This window comes from Martelella mediterranea DSM 17316 (assembly GCF_002043005.1).
GTDB lineage: Bacteria > Pseudomonadota > Alphaproteobacteria > Rhizobiales > Rhizobiaceae > Martelella > Martelella mediterranea.
Map to the genome: position 1 here is coordinate 362,820 of NZ_CP020331.1, position 18,739 is coordinate 381,558.

Below are 18,739 nucleotides of genomic sequence, written 5' to 3' on the forward strand. Positions count from 1 at the left end.
GCATTGGTGGCTGGGGTGGCGAAAACGCCCATGCCACCATATTTCGCCTTGAATTTATAAAAACTTGCCGGGCTGAGACCGTGCTTGCGGCAGATCAGACGTCGGAAGACCGGCTTCCTGTTCCTTGATCATCCCAATAATCTGCGCCTCGGTGAAACGGCTCTTTCGCATGAATCTGCTCCATATGATTGAGCAAACTCTACATCAAAACGCGGGACCATGCCGGGGGCGGGTCAGAGCCGTTATCAGATACCGGCAATGCTCGAACGCGGAGGCGGCTCTTTTGTTTCTACCTCCAGCTTTGTCGGCACGAGCGTCGGTTTGCCAGGGATGAGTGCCTACGCCGCTGCAAAAGCAGGACTGATGGGCTTGGTCAAAGGCATCGCGGCGGATTATGGCGTAAAAAACATACGGGCCAACGCCCTTCTTCCGGGCGGGACAGACACGGGATGGCGGGCGATCAATCGCAGAAGGATTGGGCCGCCGGTCTCCATGCGATGAAGCGAATAGCCCAGCCGGAAGAAATCGCGCACGCCGCGTTGTTTTTGGCGGGGCCTTCGTCGAGCTTCGTGACAGGCTCCGCGCTATTCGCGGACGGCGGAAATTCGGCGGTGAAATAGGCACATCTTTCACTGCGGTCGTTTGAACTGAACGGCTCGAACGACCGCTCCGGGTCGAAAGCGGCTCCAGGCCTACGAAGCGTAAATGGCCGCTTAGCTCATTATCTGAGTTCAAACCCGCCAGTCTGGACACGACCCATACCAGCTGTTTTGGAGCGCAATTTCTTGCCGAAACTAGAAACCCGATGCAGCTGCTAAACAACGCGGTCGTAGATTCCAATCCCATCAAGACCCGATTCTTTCTTTGGTGTGAGACCAAGCTCTCGGCAGAGGCATGTTTTTTGTGGAGCTCCCGCTATGCAAAACGGTTGAAGGTCAGGAAGTTTGCCAAGTCTCATTCTTCGGCGAACGGGAAACCGAGTCCCTCGCTCAGCCCATCGCCGCGAGATTATGCAGGATCATCGCGGCGGCGCCGAAGGCGACGGCGTCGGTTGCCGAGACTTCCGGCAGTAATATCTCCGGCTGGACCACGCGCGCGCCTTCGAACGGATCGGACCTGACGAAATCCAGCCATCGCACTAGGTCTTCGCGCACCAGGCGCGGCAGCGTTCCGCCGATATAGATGGCGGAGGGGGCAAGGATGGCGCTGATGGCGAAACCCAGCCTTGCGGTTTCCGGGCCGGCGCGTTCAAGCCATTGATCGAGCACGGCGCGGTTGTCGCGCAGATAGTTGGTCCACGATTCTGACGATCTGCCGCCGGGCGTTTCGCCGACCCTTTTCGCGCACCATCCGGCGAGATCGTCGAATGTCGGTCGCGACAATCCGCGCGCGCGCAACGCGCCGATCTCGCCGGCATTGCCGAGATTGCCGCGATAGAGCTGCTTGTCGATGATGATGCCGCTGCCGATGCCCTCGGAAAGATAGAGATAGACAAAATTCTCGTGGCCGGCGCTGTTGCCGAGCGAAAGCTCCCCGATCGCGGCGGCGTTCGCATCATTTTCGATCGCGACGGGACAGCCAAGCACCGCGCTGAGGGAGGTGCTCATGTCAGGTCCGGCCCAGGAAATCACCTCTTCCGCAAGATCGAGAAAGGACGCTCCCTGCCGGAACCGCGTCGGCATGGCAATGCCCGCGCCGAGCAACTGATCCGCCGCGATCCCGTTGCGGTCGAGCAATGCCGCCTTGCCCTTTTCGATCCCCGACTGAACATCCGCGAAGGCGTCGTAGCTGCCCGGCAGTTGCAGCTCGTCCACCATGCTGCCGCCGAAATCGAGCAGGGTCAGGGTTACCGAGAACCGATTGGCATGCGCGCCGAGGGCGTAGCCGATCAGGGGATTGAGCATGAGGTCGACATGCGGCGCGCCCCGGCCGCTCTGGCGCCGTGCGCCTTCCACCACGATACCGCGGCCGATGAGATCGCGCGTGAGCATGCTGACCGCCGCCGGCGTCACGCCACACAAGGCGGCGATTTCGGCGCGCGCGGCGGCATGTTTGCGGCGAAGATAGCGCATGACGGCGGCCTGGGTATTCCCGAGGCCCTCAAAGGCGGCGCGGCTGTTTGCTGACACGATCTGCTCTCCCATTTTCATTATCAGATGTCATGATCCTGTTACTTAAGCAACTTAATTAAATAAATAACACCAACGGGACCTCACCACCATGAACAGACTTCTCCCCCTCCTTGCCGCCGTTTCGATCTCCGCGCTCAGCGCCGGTCTGGCCCATGCCGAAGACATCACCATCAAGCTCTCGACGCTTGCCGAGCGCAGCGCGCCGGCCCGCATCACCAATATCGAAGGCGCTGCCGAAATCATGAACCAGCAGTTTGCGGCTGCCGGCGTGGACAAGCATATCGTCATCGACGTCAACAACAGCACCGTCCAGGGCTGGGATGATCTGGCGCTGGAAACGCTGAAGGCGATGGCTGTCGGCCAGGGACCGGACATCTACGTTCTGCCGCATGAGTGGATCGGCGAGTTTGCCGAGGACGGCTATGCCTTGCCGATGGACGACAAGATCGCCGCTTCCCCCTGGGTCTATGGCGATATCCTGCCGGTTCTGTGGGATGCCGCGAAGGCAACCGATGGCAAGATCTATGGTGTGCCGCAGGATGCCGAAATCCGCATGTTCTTCTATAACAAGGACATGCTGCGCGCGATCGGCAAGGACGAGGCCTTTATCGAAGGTCTGCCGGCCAAGGTCGAGGCCGGCGAATTCACGCTCGACGATCTGACGGCTCTTTCCAAGGAAGTCGTCGACGCCGGTGTCGCGCCTTACGGCATGCTGCACCGCCCGAATGTCGGCATCGACTACCTGATGGTCTTCCAGTCCTACGGCGTCAAGTTCATGGATGAGAACACCGGCAAGCTGGTGTTCCCGAAAGCGGAGATGACCAAGGCGCTTGGCTGGTACGAGCGCAACGCCAAGGAAGGCGTGACCCCGGTGGACAACACCGCCATGAGCTGGGACGCCATCAAGGAAGCCTTCAAGACGGAAAACGCCTTCATCTTCCATCAGGGCGTCTGGGCTGTTGCATGGCAGCTCGGTGAAGGCAGCGGCGCGACCTGGCCGACCGACAAGGACGGCTATTTCAACAAGATCGGTTGGATTCCGGCGCCGGCTGCGGAAAAGGGCGGCAAGCCCGCCAACCTGTCGCATCCGCTGCTCTACACCGTCAATGCCAAGAGCGAGAATGCCGATATTGCCGCCGATCTCGTGGCGCTCGCCTCGCTGCCCTATTTCAACAACGAGCACGCGGTGACCTCCTACCACACGGCGATCAGCAACGCGCAGACCGCGATGCCTAAATACAAGGACAACTGGGTGCTCTCCGCCGCCTCTCCGATGATGGCGCATGCCCAGTTCGTGCCGAACCACACCCAGTTCGGCAGCTATAACAAGGTGCTGTTCAGCGGCCTGCAGGCCGTCGAAACCGGTCGGATGACGGCCGAGGAAGCGGTCGAGTTCATCGCCGACGAACTCGATCTGCAGTTCGGCGATGACGTCGAAATCCGCGAGACTGCCGTCAACTGAGCCCGATCACAATCCGTGCCGCCCGGCTTTTGCGTCGGGCGGCATCACCTGTTCCAAGGGTGCCCTGCAATGTCGAATTTCCAGATCAGGCCGCGTCGGCCGGCGCGGCCGCTTTATTATCTCGCGCCGGCGATTGCGCTTCTCGCCGTGTTTTTCCTGGCGCCGATCGTCGTCAACATCGTGATCGCCTTCACCGATATGGGCGCCAATCTTCGGGTCGGTGAGTTCACGTTTCGCAATTTCGAGCGGATCGTGCAGCGCGACGCCCGCATCCCCATGGTGCTGCTGACGACGCTGATCTATGTCACGGCCACGCTGTTCATCTTCAATATCGGCCTCGGCGCGCTTCTGGCGATCACCTCGACGGCAATCCCGGACAGGCTTGGCAATTTCTTTCGCGGGTTGTGGCTGCTGCCGCGCATGTCGCCGGCGGTGCTCTATGCGATCCTGTGGATCTGGATCGCCGACCCGACGTCATCGGGCCTGCTCAATCAGGTCACTGGCGCATTCGGGCTGCCGCCGCTCAATCTGCGCAATGATTTTCCGCTGTTGCTGGTCATTCTGGCAAATGGCGTTGTCGGCGCCTCCTTCGCGATGGTGATCCTCACCTCGTCGGTCCGCTCCATCCCCGCGCATCTGGCCAATGCCGCGCGCGTTGACGGCGCCAGCGAATGGGGCGTGCTGCGCCATGTCGTGGCGCCGGCGCTCTCGCAGCCGATCCGCTTCATCACGATCTATCAAGCGCTGTCGCTGCTGACGACCTATGAATATATCCTGCTGATCACCGGCGGCGGCCCGGTCTACGATTCCACGCCCTACGCGCTCTACATCTATCGCCGCGCCTTTGATAACGGCGCTTACGCCTATGGCGCGGCCCTGGCGCTCGGCCTGATGGTGATCGGCATTGCCTTCACCCTAGTGCAATGGCGCGTCACCAATATGCGCGACACCTTCGCCGCGCCGAAAATCGAGGTGTTGTGATGACGCTTGCCCAAACCCGACCCGTTTCCCTTTCAGCCAGGGCGAGCGATCACTGGAGCCGGCTTGAACGGCGCGGCGCCATCAACCGCGCCGGCTTCCTGTCTGCGATCATCCTGTTCCTGACGATCGTTTCCGTGCCGATCATCCTGCCCTATCTCTGGCTGCTGGTGAAATCGCTGACATCGTCGGATGCTTCCGTCAGCCGCATGGTGCTGTGGCGTGCCACCGCGATTGCCGCGCTCGCCTATATCGGCGCCATCGCGCTCGCCTTTCTGGCCGATCGGCTGCGCCGGCCTTTGTTCTCCTGGGGCGCGCTCGCTGTTGCTTTGATCCTCCTGGCGGCGGTCTTTCTCGTTCCGCACCTGACCTTCGACAATTACCGGTTTCTCTGGAACCGCGACATTGAAGGCACCGGCACCACGCGTCTGGACCTGATGCCGTCGATCTGGTCAGCGCTGGGCAGTTCGCTGGCCTTCGCCGTCGGCCAGACGCTGATCGTCTCCCTGATCGCAACGCCGGCGGCCTACGCCCTGTCGCGCTTTGCCTTTGCCGGCCGCGAAAATTTCCTCCGCGGCCTGCTCCTGCTGCATGCCTTTCCGGCGCTGGCGCTGACCGTCGCGATCTTCATCCAGCTTTATTACATGGGCCTGCTCAACAGCCTCGCGGGCGTGGTCCTGGTGATGAGCGCGCTGGAACTGCCGTTTGCGATCTTTGTGCTGAAGAGCTTTTTCGACAACGTGCCCTGGGACATCGAGATGAGCGCGGTGACCGATGGCGCCACCCGCTCGCAGGCGTTCCGCATGGTCGTGCTGCCGCAGGTGCGCGGCGGCCTGATCGCGGTCGCGACCTTCACCTTTCTCAGGGGCTGGGAGGAATATGTCTTCGTCAAAACGCTCCTGATCGACAAGAGCCACATGACGATGAGCCTTTACCTCTTCTTCGTCGCACAGGACAATATGGGCGCGGATTACGGCCTGATTGCCGCGGTCGGCATCATCTATCTCCTGCCTGTGCTTGTCCTCTACGCCTTCACCCAGAAATATATCACGCAAATGAGCTTCGGCGGGATCAAGGGATAATATCATGGCACAAATCACCCTCGACAACGTCACCAAGAGTTGGGGCGAGACCCGGGTTCTGAAGCCGTTGAACCTTCAGATCGAAAACGGCGAATTCGTCGCCATCCTGGGGCCTTCCGGCTGCGGCAAGTCGACGACGCTGTTTCTGCTGGCGGGTCTTTACGCGCCAAGCGGCGGCGCGATCTCCTTCGATGGCCACAACGTCAACCGTATCGATGCGCGCGACCGCAATGTCGGTATCGTGTTCCAGTCCTATGCGCTCTATCCCAACCTGACGGTAAGGGAAAACATCGCCTTTCCGCTGCGGTTCAAGACGATGGGCAAGGAAGAAGCCGCCCGGCGCGTGGACGAGGCGGCAAAGCTGGTGCAGATCGGCACGCTTCTCGACCGCCGCCCGTCCCAGCTTTCCGGCGGCCAGCAGCAGCGCGTGGCGCTGGCGCGTGCCCTGGTGAAGGAGCCGAACATCCTTCTCCTGGACGAGCCGCTCTCCAATCTCGATGCCACGCTGCGCATCAGCATGCGGGCGGAGTTGAAAAGCATCCAGAAGCGCCTCGGCATCACCACGCTGATCGTCACCCATGACCAGATCGAGGCGATCACCATGGCGGATCGGATCATCTGCATGAACAATGGCGAAATTGCCCAGATCGGCACGCCCGACGATCTCTATCGCCGTCCCGACAACCTCTTTGTCGCCGGGTTCATCGGCACGCCGCCGATGAACCTATTGAGGGGGCAGGGCGAGGGCCGCAACCTGCATATCGGCGATGCCGCATTCGGTCTCAGCGGTGCATATGGCGGCGCAGCGACATTGGGTCTCCGCCCGGAAGACCTCACGCTCGTTGACCCCGAAAAGGCCGGGCTCAAAGGCGAGGTCGTCACCGTCGAGCCGTTGGGGCGCGAGGTCTTTTACGGCCTTGCCACGTCCGCGGGCCTCATCCATGCGCTGGAACATGGCGAAGCCGTGCAGCACTTGCCCGGCGCCACGGTCGGCATCACCTGCAAGCCCGAACTCACGCTCGTCTTCGACGCGTCGGGAAATCGCATCACCGATCTCCACGTCGATTTTTTCCATGATGCCGAACATCGCGCCAGCAAGCGCGCAGCGGCAAACTGACAGGATTTTTTTGTGACCAGGATCGTATCGCATCGCGGCGCCAACACCTTTGCGCCTGAGAATACATTTGCTGCCGCCGATATCGCACTCGGGCAGGGCGCCGACTATATCGAACTCGACGTGCGTGAAAGTGCCGATGGCGTGCTCTACGTCATCCATGACGAGACGCTGGATCGCACGACCAATGGCACCGGGCCAATCGGGCACATGCTGTCGAGCGAGGTCGACGCGCTCGACGCCGGAAGCTGGTTCGGTGAGGCCTTCACCGGTGCTGTCGTGCCCCGGCTCGATACCTATCTGGAGCATCTGCGCGGCCGCGCCGGCGTCTATCTCGAATTGAAATATTGTGACCCGGCCAAGGTTGTTGCACTCGTCCGCGACCTTGGCATGGTGCGCGACACCTTCTATTTCTCGTTCTCCGAGGACATGCGCCGTGACCTGCAGGTCATTGCGCCGGAGTTCCGCAAGATGATAACGCTCGATATCGCCAAATCCCCCTCGCTCGTCGGCGCCGTGCACCATGCCTCGATCATCGAGATCACGGTCGAGCAGATGCGCCGTCCCGGCATTGTCGCGGCGAGCCGGAAGGCCGGTCTGGAGATCATGGTCTATTACGGCGGCAGCGACATCGACATTCATCGCGAGATCGCCGCCGCCGGCGTCGATTACATCAATCTCGACCGCCCGGACCTGTTCGATGCCGCCCGCCGGGATCCGGACGGAGCTGCCGCCTGATGAAGCTCGCCGTCGTCGCCGATGTTCACCTGCACGATCTTGAAGGCGGCTACGGATGGCTGGAGGCGGGCAGTGGCGACGTTGCCCTTCGCACCCTTGAAGACACCATGGCCTCCACCCGGGTGTTCAACGAAAGCCATGCCGCCTTTCGCGCGGTGCTCGACGATATCGTCGGGCGCAAGATCCGCGACGTGGTGTTGCTCGGCGACTATTCCGACGATGGCCAGCCCGGTGCGGTGGCCGCCCTGAAACGGATTCTCTCTGCCTATGAGACGGCGCATGGCCTGCGGTTCTTCGCGACCTTCGGGAACCATGACTGTTTCGGCCCGGTGCCACGCCACCAGGAAAAATGGCTGACAAAAGCGGATGGTCTGGCCGTGCGACGGGTCACGAGCGACCCGCGCGCGCCAGCCGCCGATGCGATAGTCCGGGGCGGGATGATCGGCATGTCGACGCCCGATGCGATTGCGGCCATGGCACAGTATGGCATCACCCGGCCGGACGGCGTGGGGCATTGGGAAACCCCTTTCATCGATCATGACGGCGCGCGAACGCGCCGCTGCGAAGATCATGATCCAGAAGACACTGACGCTTCCTATCTCGTCGAGCCGCAGGATGGGCTCTGGCTTTTGATGCTGGATGCCAATGTGTTCTATCGGCTGGATGGCCTGTGGCAGGTCAGGTCGAATGCGGCCTGGGACCATGTCCTCGCGCAGCGGCCCTATATTCTCGACTGGATCGCCGATGTCAGTGAACGGGCGCAGCGGATGGGCAAGACGCTTCTGGCCTTTTCCCATTACCCCGCTCTGCCGCTGGCGATGACGGTTGAGAGCGGTTTGCCGGTTGCGGCCTGCACGCCGGACTGGCTGAAGCGAATGCCGTCGCTCGAAAGCAGCCGAGCTCTGGCTGAAGCCGGAATGCGCTGGCATTTCAGCGGTCACATGCATGTGGCCGGGCGGGTGGAATGGGACGGGCTGATCAACATCGCCGTCCCATCGCCTGTCGCCTATCCGGGCGGCTATGTCGTTGTGACGGGTGATTATGAAAACCTCGATTGTGAATTCGTCCGGCTGAAAGAAGCGCCGGGTTTCGACACGGCCTTTCCTGCCTACAGGGCGCAGCTGCGATCGGCCGAGATGGGGGATGCCTGCCATCAAGCGCTCGCCGCTGCGGACTATGAAAGTTTTCTGCGCGCGCATCAGAGAGGCATCATTGCCGCAAAAAACATCCCGAAAGACTGGCCACCGGAACTGCAGGAACACCTCGACACGCCCCTGACGCAATTGTCGGATGGCGCGTCTTGCCTCGTCGGTGCGTTGAGGTTCCGACCGGACATGGCAAAGCTCCGATTGGGCCAACTGCTGGAAGACTACTACTTCATCCGGTCGGGCGGTGAGGAAACGATACGGGCGCTCCCCGAAGGTCGCATCGCCTTCTACCGACATCTCGGCACTGCAGCGCATGCCAGCGGAAAGACCAACCAGCCGTTCGCGCGCATGGCGGTGTTGCTCGCCGCCTTGTTGTGAGGCGTCTTCTGATCCTCGCTGCACGCGCAATTTGGGCCGTGCTTGGCGGCAGCGGCGCCTCCATTCAGGACGCTCAAGCGAGTTTTCGATTTCATTGAAAGCTGCCGATCCGCAGGTTGCTGCAGTGCCTATTCTGTCCTGGTCGGATGGATCTGCTACTTCCGTGCCCATGGAACGTATCAGACAGAGACGTTTCTGGTCAGGCGTTGCTCTGGAAATCCGGCATCGGTAACGCCACCTATGTGCAGAATGGTCGAGGGCCAGCGGCCGAGCGGCACGACGGAAGCAGAGCGGAAAGATGACGGTACATTTCGACTTCGATAACAGCTACGCGCGTCTCGGCGCCACCTTCCACCGGCCAACCGTGCCGTCGCCCGTCGCCGCGCCGCATCTCCTGAAGCTGAACCGGCGGCTCGCCGAGGAATTGGGGCTCGACGCGGATGCGTTGGACAACGCCGAAGGGGTTGAAGTCTTCGCCGGCAACCGGCTCCCGACAGGCGCCGAGCCGCTTGCGACCGCTTACGCCGGACATCAATTCGGAAACTTCGTGCCGCAACTCGGCGATGGGCGCGCCATCCTCCTCGGCGAGGTCGTCGACAGACAGGGGCGGCGTCGCGACATTCAACTGAAGGGGGCCGGCCCCACCATCTTCTCGCGCAACGGCGACGGACGGGCAGCACTCGGCCCGGTCCTGCGCGAGTATCTCATAAGCGAGGCCATGGCCGCGCTTGGCATTCCCACCACGCGGGCGCTGGCCGCGGTCGCGACGGGAGAGCCAGTCTACCGGGAAACGGCCCTGCCGGGCGCGGTCCTTACGCGTGTCGCCTCCAGCCATATACGCGTCGGCACATTCCAGTTCTTCGCGGCACGGGGCGACGACGCCGCGGTGCGCCAACTCGCCGACCATGTGATCGACAGGCATTACCCCGAGGCCGCGAACGCTTCCAATCCCTACCGCGCTCTTCTCCGGGGCGTCTGTGCCCGTCAGGCGGCGCTCGTCGCACGCTGGATGCAGATCGGCTTCGTGCACGGCGTCATGAACACGGACAATATGTCGATCGCCGGAGAAACGATCGACTACGGCCCGTGTGCCTTCCTCGACGCCTACGATCCCGCGACCGTCTTCTCCTCGATTGACCGCAACGGACGTTACGCCTACGCCAACCAGCCGAGGATCGCGCACTGGAACCTCGCCCGTCTGGCGGAATGTCTGCTTCCTCATCTCGATCCGGACGAAAACAAGGCCATTGAAGCCGCACAGGACGTCCTCTCCGGCTTTGCCGACGCGTTCAACACCGCTTATGTCGACGGCTTTCGCGCGAAGATCGGTTTGCAGACACCGCAGACGGAAGATGCCGCGTTGATCGAGGATCTTCTTGGGCACATGGCACGGCAGAATGCGGACTTCACCCTGACCTTTCGCAATCTCGGCAAAGCGGCGGAAAGCGAGCAGGCCGATGGGGCGGTGCGCGGTCTCTTTGCCGATCCAGCCGCCTATGACGGCTGGGCGACGCGCTGGCGTCAGCGCCTCGCGGCCGAACCGAGAGAGCCGGGTGAACGGCGCGTTGCGATGGATGCGGTCAACCCGGCGATCATTCCGCGCAACCACCTCATCGAAGAAGCGCTTTCCGCCGCGATGGCCGGCGACCTGGCACCCTTCGAACGCCTAAACGAAGCACTGGCCAAGCCCTTCGAGGATCGGGCGGCGTTCGCCGATTACGCCGGCCTTCCGCCGGTGCCCGAGGCGGCCTACCGAACCTTCTGTGGCACGTAAACGCGCCGCCCGAGAGTGACGCAATCCTATTGGTGGACCGAGGAGCGGCTCTTTCAATGGCGGTTATCGGGATCATTTCGGATACGCACGGGCTGCTGCGCCTCGCACATATCGAGTTCGGTGAAAGTCTCTATGATGTTGTTGTCCGGGTCAGTATGATAGCCGGCGTAATTGTGGCCAGGGCCATGGCGCGCCGGACCCCACTTCATCGCAACACCACCGGCCCGCAATGCGTCGCAGGCGACCGAATGATATATCGGTGGCGCTTCAAAAGGCGGCAGTATTCCCATATTGCCTTTCCCCGATTGGATCAGGGAATGGTCGTGGGCCGCGCGGTGCCGTCTTTCGGCGATGTTGGGGCATTCCGCTTCAAGTGGCGCGTGACCGCGTCGTTGCCTATCGGCATCCCGAGCCGATCCATCAGATGTCCGCTGGCGACGCCCATCTTGTGACCAATCGGGTCCAGATCTCTGCCATCCGAATCGTTCGGCGCGCTTAAAGCGGGTTTGATTGCCTCCCCTTGACCCGGAACAGGGCAGCTGCGAAGGCAGCGGCGGGGGTTCAATTCCGTTGGTTCCCGAAGCGCGTTGCGGCTATGCTGGACACGTGTGATGTCTGATCCGGCAGGGCGTCGCTCGCCAAGGGGATGGGATGGACAACTGGCTCGCGGGAAGAACGATCAGACGGCGCTTCTTCAGGCTGCGCCTGGGCGCAGGTCTTGTTCTGCTGGCCGTGGCCTCTGCCGGCACCTTTGCCGCCTGGAGCGTGGCGACCAGCCGCACCAGCGACTACCTTCAGCGCCAGGCCGCCGAAACGCTGGCCGTCCAGTCCGAGGTTCTGAACGGGGTGCTGGAAAAATACCGGCTCATTCCGCCTCTTCTCGCGCGGCAGGATGAAGTCGCGCGACTGTTTGCCAGCCTTGCTTCCGATGCCTATCGGCAAACCATTGCGCGCGCGCTGGCAGAGGAAATAACCGGTCTGTCCGGCGCGCGCGATGTTGCCTTCTTTTCTGCCGACGGTGCGCTGCTTGCAGCGGCGCGCGATATCTTCGGCGACGAGCCGGCGGGCCGCGCTGAACTTCTGAAGGCGGCGCGCGAAAACCGGCTTGGCCGCACCACGGCCCTGATCAGGGGAAAGAACCGTGTCTATGCCTTTGGCGCGGGAGTTCGCCGCGATGGGCAATTGCGGGGCGTGGTTGCCGTCTATGTCGGGTTCGACGCGGTCGAGCGTACCTGGGCCCTTTCGGCCAATCCGATTTTCGTGTCCGATAACACCGGCACCATTTTCCTCTCCAACCGCGTGGACTGGCTGTTGAAGCCGGTCTCGGAGATCGAGGCAAAGTCCGGCGCGGCGAGAGGTAATGCCTCGGGCTATATCGATGTGGTGCGCGATCTGCCGCTGATGGGATGGCAATTGCATGTGCTGGGCGACCGCAGCCGCATCGTTGCCGCGCAAACGACAGTCGTCGGCTTTTCGCTGCTGATTTTCCTGCTTGTCGGCGTGATCGCATTTTTCATGATCGGCCGGATCGAGGATCGTATCCTGCTCCGGCGACGCGAGCGGGCGCAGGCCTTGCGCCTCGAACGGGCCGTGCGCGACCGGACGAAGGAGCTCAGTCTGGCAAACCGCAGCCTCTCGCACGAGATCGAGGAGCGTATCGAGGCCGAACGAGAGCTGAAACGCGTTCAACATGAACTGATCCAGGCCGCCAAGCTCGCCGGCGTCGGCCAGATGGCGGCAGCACTCAGTCACGAGATCAACCAGCCGCTGGCCGCTATAGAAACCTATGCAGCCAATACGAAGAAAGCGCTGGCGCTTGGCAGGCAGGAAATCGCCGAGGGCAATCTGGACCGCATCGCCGCCATGGTCGCCCGCATCTCCGAGCTGTCGGGAACCCTGCTTTCATTTTCGCGCAAGCCCGCCACCAGTCTGCAGCCCGTCTCGGTGCAGGCGGCGCTGCAGGAGGCGCTGATCCTGATCCGGCCGAAGGCGGATCGGGCCGGCGTCGCGATCACCGTCGATCCGGCGCTCGATGGCGTGATGGTCGAGGCCGGGCGCATCCGGCTGTCGCAGGTGTTCGTCAACCTCTTCGGCAATGCGATCGACGCGCTTGAGGGGCGCGCGGACGGGCGGGTCGCTGTCGAATTGAAAAGCGCCGACGGGAGGGTTTGTCTTCATGTCCGCGACAACGGGCCGGGGATCGCGCCGGAACTCGCAGGCGAAGTGTTCGAGCCGTTCTTTACCACCCGTGACGGACAGGGAAGCGGACTGGGACTATCTATCGTCTATAACATCATGCAGGATTTCGGCGGCAGCGTCGCGCTGTTGCCGAACGAGGCAGGTGCGGTCTTCGAATTGCGGCTGAAGGCGGCGCAAGCGGAGTAGGGAGATTTCGGCAGGTCATGGCAATGCAAACGTCAACACCGCTCGTCCATCTTGTCGATGATGATGACGATCTGCGTCACGCGCTGGCGCAGGGGTTGGAGCTCGAAGGCGTCAACGTTGCGGTTCACGACAGCGCAGCAAGCGCGCTGGAACGCATCACCCACGAAGCCTATGCCGTTCTCGTCACCGATATCCGCATGCCGGGGATGGACGGCATGGCGCTTCTCAAAGCGGCGCTTTCGATCGATCCGACCTTTCCGGTGATCCTGATCACCGGGCATGGCGATGTGCAGATGGCGGTCGATGCCATGCGCGCCGGCGCCTATGACTTCATCGAAAAGCCGTTTCAGGCCTCCCGCCTCTATACCGTCATTGATCGCGCGCTTGAAAAACGGCGGCTTGTCCTGGAAAACCGGACGCTGCGCTCGGAGCTGGACGGCCATGATGCGCTCTCGCTCAGGCTGGTCGGCCGCACCGAAGGCATTGTCAGACTGCGCGAGCAGATCGCCATGCTCGCCGACACCGATGTCGATGTGCTGGTGCGCGGCGAAACAGGGGCCGGCAAGGAGGTCGTCGCCCGCGCGCTGCACGATACCGGCGGCAGGGCGAAGGGCAATTTCGTCGCCATCAATTGCGCGGCCGTGCCGGCCGACATGATCGAGGCCGAGCTTTTCGGCCATGAGGCCGGCGCTTTCACCGGTGCGAGCAAACAACGGATCGGCAAGCTGGAACATGCCGATGGCGGCACGGTGTTTCTCGACGAGATCGAGTCCATGCCGCTCGACCTTCAGGCCAAGATCTTGCGCGCCATCGAAACCCGATCCGTCGAGCGGCTCGGCTCGAACAAGCAGATCGCGCTCGACATCCGCATCGTCGCGGCGTCGAAATCGGATCTCATGCTGGAAAGCGATGCCGGCCGTTTCCGGGCCGATCTTTATTACCGGCTGAACGTCGTCACCCTCGACATTCCGTCGCTCAGGGAGCGTAGGGACGATATCCCTCTGCTGTTCTTTTTCCTCGCCCGGGATGCACGGGCGCGGTTTCGCCGCGAAATCCCGGAAATCTCGCCGCTGCTGCAGGCGGATCTGATGGCGCATGATTGGCCCGGCAATGTCCGCGAACTCAGAAACTACGCCGACCGTTTCGTGCTCGGCCTCTGGCGCGGGTTCGATAATGACGGACCGGGCGAAGCCGCCATGACACCGGCGGCGGGCGTGCCGCTTGCCGATCAGATGCAGGCTTTCGAGCGACAGGTGATCGCAGCCGAGCTCGCCCGCCATGACGGCGCGCTGAAGCCCACCTATGAGGCGCTGCAAATCTCCCGCAAAGGCCTCTATGACAAGATGAAGCGCCTGAGGATCGATTATATTGACGATGCAGATTAGGTGTTTCGCAATGTGTCGTTTCCTACCCATTTGGAGGAAAGGCCATGTGTCACCACTGACACATTTACGCCGCAATGCTTTTCCTCTCAAATTTTAAAATCGTTAAGTATTTGTTTCAAATACATTATTGACGTTTCTCTAAAACTGGCACGCCGCTTGCTCATAATATATCGGCAGCGGCGGAGAGGGACGTCGCGGGAGGATTTTCGGATCAGACCCAGCCGGCGCTTGAGATTGCCGCTGCCGTGAAACCAGGTGCTGGCCGCGTTCGACCAATAGGACAGCGGCTCGCCGGGGCGAACGCCCCATCTGACACGTTTTGGGTTTAACGGGAGGACGTAAACCATGAAGACATTTCTGACTGCCGCCGTTTCCGCCGTAGCGCTTTTTGCCGCGGCTTCCGCCGTTTCCGCCGCCGATCCGGCCTGCAGTGACGACGAGATGGTGATCAAATTCAGCCATGTGGTCGCCGATCAGGGCCACCCGAAGGGCGATGCCGCGCGCATGCTGGCCGATCGCATCAATACCGAGCTCGACGGCGAAGCCTGCATGGAGGTTTTCCCGAACTCGACGCTGTTTGACGACGACAAGGTGCTCGAGGCGCTGCTTCTCGGCGACGTCCAGCTCGCGGCTCCGTCGCTTGCCAAGTTCGAGGCCTACACGCTGAAATACCGGCTCTACGACCTGCCCTTCCTGTTTTCGAGCCTCGATGCGGTGGAAAAGTTCACCACCAGCGATGCCGGCAAGGGCATGCTGTCGGCGATGGAGGACAAGGGCTATATGGGGCTTGGCTACTGGTCTTCGGGCCTGAAGCAGTTTTCGGCCAACAAGCCGCTGATCCTGCCAACCGACGCCGCCGGGCTGAAATTCCGGGTGCAGACCTCGGATGTGGCCGTTGCCATGATCAACGCGCTCGATGCCTCGGCTCAGAAGCTCGCCTTCAAGGAAGTCTACGGCGCGCTTCAGACCGGTGTTGTCGACGGGCAGGAAAATACCTGGTCGAACATCTACACCCAGAAGTTCTTCGAGGTTCAGGACGGCATTACCGAGACCAACCACCAGCTTCTGGCCTACCTGCTGGTGACCTCCACCGACTGGCTCGATGGTCTCGATCCGGATTTCCGCGACCGCTTCCTCAAGATCGTCGAGGAAGTCACGGCGGAGGCCAACGCTTCGGTTGCTGCGACGGAAGAGGAAAACCGCGCCAACATCATCGCCGCCGGCAGCGAGGTGCGGGTGCTCTCACCTGAACAGCGCCAGGCCTGGGTCGATGTGATGAAGCCCGTCTGGGCCGAGTTCGAAGGCGACATCGGCGCCGACCTCATCCAGGCGGCGGTCGAATCCAACAACTAGAACAATTCCGGGTGCGCCGGTTCGCTGTCGGGAATGGGCTGAAAGCCACCCGCGGCGGACGGGCGGGCGGTGCGGGGAGGCTCGCGCTGCCCGCAGTTCACCGACTGCCTTGAGAGGGGACCTGCCATGGCCGCCTATTGGCCTTACTTTGCTCTGATTTTGATCCTTGTCCTGCTTTACCTGGCCGAACGCCGCCATCGGGCTTTTGTCACCCGGCTGGAGGAAAACGTGCTGGCGACGCTGCTTGCCGCGATCACCGTGATCTCGTTTGCGCAGGTCGTCATGCGTTACGGCTTCAACAGCGGCTGGGGCGGGGCACTCGAGCTGACGCGCATCCTGTTTGCGTGGATGATCCTGTTCGGCATGAGCTACGGCCTGAAGACAGGTCTGCATCTGGGCGTCGATGCCCTGATCCGCACGCTGCCGCACCGGGCCTTCCGCGTGGTCGCGCTGTTTGGCGCGCTCACCGGCCTTCTCTACGCGGGCATCCTGCTTTCGTCCGACTGGCTGCAGATTTTCGGGGCCAATTCCAAGGGCGGCGCCGTGTTTTACTGGCATCGCTTCTTCAAGGCGGGGATCGGGCTCGACGATTTGCGCTACCCGATGTTCATGCAGGAGTGGTTCGGCATGCAGGACCGGGTCCAGCGCTGGATCGCCTATATCATCCTGCCGGTGGGGTTGGCGCTGCTTGCATACCGCTCGGTCGAGGCCTTCATCCAGATATGGACCGGAAAACGCGAACTCGTCATCGCCGGCCATGAGGCAGAAGAGCTGGTGGCCGAGAACAAAGACGTGCTGAAGGACTAGGACCATGGAAATCGCCATTCTGTTTCTGCTGGTCTTCGGCCTTCTGTTCGCAGGCGCGCCGGTTGCCATTTCGCTCGGACTGTCATCGGTTCTGTTCATCGCGTTTTTCTCGCGCGATTCCATGTCCTCGGTGGCGCTGCAGCTGTTCACGGCCTCGCAAAACTATACGCTTCTGGCCATCCCCTTCTTCGTGCTCGCCTCCGCCTTCATGTCGACCGGCGGGGTGGCACAGCGGCTGGTGCGGTTTGCGATTGCAAGCGTCGGGCATTTTCGCGGCGGCCTGGCCATGGCCTCGGTGCTGTCCTGCATGCTGTTTGCGGCACTCTCCGGCTCGTCGCCGGCAACCGTGGTCGCCATCGGCACGATCGCGATCGCCGGCATGCGGCAGGTCGGCTATTCCAAGGAGTTTGCCGCCGGCATCATCGCCAATGCCGGCACGCTCGGCATTCTCATTCCGCCATCGATCGTCATGGTCGTCTACGCTGCGGCGACCGATGTGTCGGTCGGGCGCATGTTCCTTGCGGGCATCATTCCGGGCCTTATCGCCGGCTTCATGCTGATGGCGGCGATCTACGTCATGGCGCGGATCAAGAAACTGCCCGCCGAACCGTGGAAAGGGTTTCTGGAAATCGTCGAGGCCGGCAAGGATGCGGGCTGGGGCTTGTTCCTGATCGTCATCATTCTCGGCGGCATCTATGGCGGCGTGTTCACGCCGACGGAAGCGGCGGCCGTCGCCGCCGTCTATGCCTTCCTGGTGTCGATCTACATCTATCGCGACATGGGGCCGCTCAAGGGGATGCGCTGGGTCGAGGAAACCGACAGCCGGCGCTCGAAAACCGGCTTTCTCGCTTCGGTCTACGGCGTCTCCTTCCTGCTGGTGTTCCTGATCCTCGCCTTCTTTGCCACCGATGGCGTCGAAGCCGCCTGGGCGAGCCTGACATCAAGGGTCATTGCCGGCGTCGTTCTCGCCATCGGCGTGGTGATTGCCTACACGCTCTGGCGCGGCGAAAATGCGCGGGCGAGCCAGGTGCCGGCCTATCTCTTGGCCGGCGTGCCGATCTGGTATCGCAACCTGAAGGCCAATATCCTCAGGACGCCGTTCTGCCTGTCCCATGCCGATACCCGCCAGACGACCGTAAGCGCGGCCAAGACCACGGTGATGCTGATGTTCATCATCGTCAACGCGCTGCTCTTTGCCCATGTGCTGACGGCGGAGCGCATTCCGCAGGCGATCACCTCGGTCATGATCGATGCCGGCTTCAACTGGTTCACCTTCCTGATCGCGGTCAATGTGCTGCTCCTGATCGGCGGCCAGTTCATGGAGCCGTCCGGCCTTCTCCTGATCGTCGCGCCGGTGGTGTTCCCGATCGCGATGGAACTCGGCGTCGATCCGATCCATCTCGGCATCATCATGGTGGTGAACATGGAGATCGGCATGATCACGCCGCCGATCGGGCTCAACCTGTTCGTCACATCGGGGATAACGGGCATGAGCCTGGTCAAGGTGGTGAGGGCAGCCGCGCCCTTTGTGGCGGTGCTGTTCGTGTTCCTGATCCTCGTCACCTATGTCCCTTCGATTTCCACGGCGCTGCCCTACTGGCTGATGGGTCCGGAAATCGTGACGCGGTGATTTTTGACGATAACCCCGGGGCTCTTGCCGAGCCCCGGGGGCTGCCGAAGAAAGCGATTGAATACCATTGCGTCATTGGGCTCATCTCCATCGGCCCTGCACGCCAATCCGAGAGGCGATTGAACTGAACCGCCTGATGATTTGGCGTGTCGGGATCTTCGAAAAACCGGATTCCACTTTTTCGCCGACACTCTGGATACGCCCCTCCAACGGCCCTGAAACTCGCGCGAACCTTACATCTTTGCAAGAAATGCTGTTTGTCTGGCGGGAAAGTCGACGCTGTCGTAGGGTCAGGGAAAAGGGAGCGTGCTGCCCATGAGGATCCTGCCTGGCGCTGGCGCGGGCGATCGTGGAACGCCACCCTGCTATCGGT

At 61.9% G+C, this 18,739-nt stretch carries 14 protein-coding genes and 2 pseudogenes; 14 read left to right on the forward strand and 2 right to left on the reverse strand.

Annotation, left to right across the window (positions count from 1 at the left end; translation table 11 throughout):
• Positions 1-23: 23 nt before the first annotated feature.
• A pseudogene (locus tag Mame_RS23445) lies at positions 24-171 on the reverse strand (transposase); the annotation flags it as partial.
• A 66-nt stretch (positions 172-237) separates the two neighbouring features.
• Between Mame_RS23445 and Mame_RS23450 the strand changes: the two are divergent.
• Positions 238-620, forward strand: a pseudogene (locus tag Mame_RS23450) (SDR family oxidoreductase); the annotation flags it as partial.
• A 369-nt stretch (positions 621-989) separates the two neighbouring features.
• Here Mame_RS23450 and Mame_RS23455 read toward each other — a convergent pair.
• Positions 990-2,129: an ROK family protein gene (locus Mame_RS23455; protein ID WP_033409790.1), complete on the reverse strand. Its 1,140-nt coding sequence runs from the start codon at positions 2,127-2,129 to the stop codon at positions 990-992.
• Between the two features lie 91 nt (positions 2,130-2,220).
• Between Mame_RS23455 and Mame_RS23460 the strand changes: the two genes are divergently transcribed.
• The 13 genes from Mame_RS23460 to Mame_RS23520 all read left to right on the forward strand — a co-directional run bounded on the left by Mame_RS23460 (position 2,221) and on the right by Mame_RS23520 (position 18,366).
• Positions 2,221-3,594 carry a sugar ABC transporter substrate-binding protein gene (locus Mame_RS23460; RefSeq protein ID WP_018063990.1) on the forward strand — a complete coding sequence of 458 codons (1,374 nt, stop codon included), beginning with the start codon at positions 2,221-2,223 and terminating at the stop codon, positions 3,592-3,594.
• Positions 3,595-3,663: 69 nt separating this feature from the next.
• Positions 3,664-4,575 (forward strand): carbohydrate ABC transporter permease, encoded by a 912-nt coding sequence (locus Mame_RS23465; protein ID WP_018063991.1) that lies wholly within the window; start codon positions 3,664-3,666, stop codon positions 4,573-4,575.
• Positions 4,575-5,654 carry a carbohydrate ABC transporter permease gene (locus tag Mame_RS23470; protein ID WP_018063992.1) on the forward strand — a complete coding sequence of 360 codons (1,080 nt, stop codon included), beginning with the start codon at positions 4,575-4,577 and terminating at the stop codon, positions 5,652-5,654. The genes Mame_RS23465 and Mame_RS23470 overlap by 1 nt, the downstream gene beginning before the upstream one ends.
• A gap of 4 nt (positions 5,655-5,658) precedes the next feature.
• Positions 5,659-6,771 carry an ABC transporter ATP-binding protein gene (locus tag Mame_RS23475; protein WP_018063993.1) on the forward strand — a complete coding sequence of 371 codons (1,113 nt, stop codon included), beginning with the start codon at positions 5,659-5,661 and terminating at the stop codon, positions 6,769-6,771.
• Between the two features lie 12 nt (positions 6,772-6,783).
• Complete coding sequence (gene ugpQ, locus Mame_RS23480; protein WP_018063994.1) at positions 6,784-7,506, forward strand: glycerophosphodiester phosphodiesterase; 723 nt, start codon at positions 6,784-6,786, stop codon at positions 7,504-7,506.
• A complete protein-coding gene (locus Mame_RS23485) occupies positions 7,506-9,032 on the forward strand; it encodes a metallophosphoesterase family protein (RefSeq protein ID WP_018063995.1) in 1,527 nt (508 codons plus the stop codon). Before ugpQ ends, Mame_RS23485 begins: the two co-directional genes overlap by 1 nt.
• A 298-nt stretch (positions 9,033-9,330) precedes the next feature.
• Complete coding sequence (locus Mame_RS23490) at positions 9,331-10,806, forward strand: protein adenylyltransferase SelO (RefSeq protein ID WP_018063996.1); 1,476 nt, start codon at positions 9,331-9,333, stop codon at positions 10,804-10,806.
• Positions 10,807-10,862: 56 nt separating this feature from the next.
• The gene (locus Mame_RS23495; protein ID WP_018063997.1) at positions 10,863-11,258 is read left to right on the forward strand and encodes a hypothetical protein; all 396 of its coding nucleotides are present in this window, start codon (positions 10,863-10,865) and stop codon (positions 11,256-11,258) included.
• Between the two features lie 199 nt (positions 11,259-11,457).
• Complete coding sequence (locus tag Mame_RS23500) at positions 11,458-13,191, forward strand: sensor histidine kinase (RefSeq protein ID WP_018063998.1); 1,734 nt, start codon at positions 11,458-11,460, stop codon at positions 13,189-13,191.
• Positions 13,192-13,208: 17 nt separating this feature from the next.
• Positions 13,209-14,576 (forward strand): sigma-54-dependent transcriptional regulator, encoded by a 1,368-nt coding sequence (locus Mame_RS23505; protein WP_018063999.1) that lies wholly within the window; start codon positions 13,209-13,211, stop codon positions 14,574-14,576.
• A 345-nt stretch (positions 14,577-14,921) separates the two neighbouring features.
• Positions 14,922-15,929 (forward strand): DctP family TRAP transporter solute-binding subunit, encoded by a 1,008-nt coding sequence (locus Mame_RS23510; RefSeq protein ID WP_018064000.1) that lies wholly within the window; start codon positions 14,922-14,924, stop codon positions 15,927-15,929.
• A gap of 126 nt (positions 15,930-16,055) precedes the next feature.
• On the forward strand, positions 16,056-16,736 hold the full coding sequence (locus Mame_RS23515; RefSeq protein WP_018064001.1) for a TRAP transporter small permease: 681 nt from the start codon (positions 16,056-16,058) through the stop codon (positions 16,734-16,736).
• 4 nt (positions 16,737-16,740) lie between these two features.
• Entirely contained in the window at positions 16,741-18,366 is a 1,626-nt protein-coding gene (locus Mame_RS23520) for a TRAP transporter large permease (RefSeq protein ID WP_018064002.1), read from the forward strand.
• Positions 18,367-18,739 lie beyond the last annotated feature (373 nt).

Bases quoted from the DNA above. Each gene is read 5' to 3' on its own strand.
- Mame_RS23470 (WP_018063992.1), top strand. From the start codon at position 4,575: ATGACGCTTGCCCAAACCCGACCCGTTTCCCTTTCAGCCAGGGCGAGC.
- Mame_RS23485 (WP_018063995.1), top strand. From the start codon at position 7,506: ATGAAGCTCGCCGTCGTCGCCGATGTTCACCTGCACGATCTTGAAGGC.
- Mame_RS23500 (WP_018063998.1), top strand. From the start codon at position 11,458: ATGGACAACTGGCTCGCGGGAAGAACGATCAGACGGCGCTTCTTCAGG.
- Mame_RS23515 (WP_018064001.1), top strand. From the start codon at position 16,056: ATGGCCGCCTATTGGCCTTACTTTGCTCTGATTTTGATCCTTGTCCTG.
- Mame_RS23465 (WP_018063991.1), top strand. From the start codon at position 3,664: ATGTCGAATTTCCAGATCAGGCCGCGTCGGCCGGCGCGGCCGCTTTAT.
- Mame_RS23505 (WP_018063999.1), top strand. From the start codon at position 13,209: ATGGCAATGCAAACGTCAACACCGCTCGTCCATCTTGTCGATGATGAT.
- Mame_RS23520 (WP_018064002.1), top strand. From the start codon at position 16,741: ATGGAAATCGCCATTCTGTTTCTGCTGGTCTTCGGCCTTCTGTTCGCA.
- Mame_RS23460 (WP_018063990.1), top strand. From the start codon at position 2,221: ATGAACAGACTTCTCCCCCTCCTTGCCGCCGTTTCGATCTCCGCGCTC.
- Mame_RS23510 (WP_018064000.1), top strand. From the start codon at position 14,922: ATGAAGACATTTCTGACTGCCGCCGTTTCCGCCGTAGCGCTTTTTGCC.
- Mame_RS23495 (WP_018063997.1), top strand. From the start codon at position 10,863: ATGGCGGTTATCGGGATCATTTCGGATACGCACGGGCTGCTGCGCCTC.
- Mame_RS23475 (WP_018063993.1), top strand. From the start codon at position 5,659: ATGGCACAAATCACCCTCGACAACGTCACCAAGAGTTGGGGCGAGACC.
- Mame_RS23490 (WP_018063996.1), top strand. From the start codon at position 9,331: ATGACGGTACATTTCGACTTCGATAACAGCTACGCGCGTCTCGGCGCC.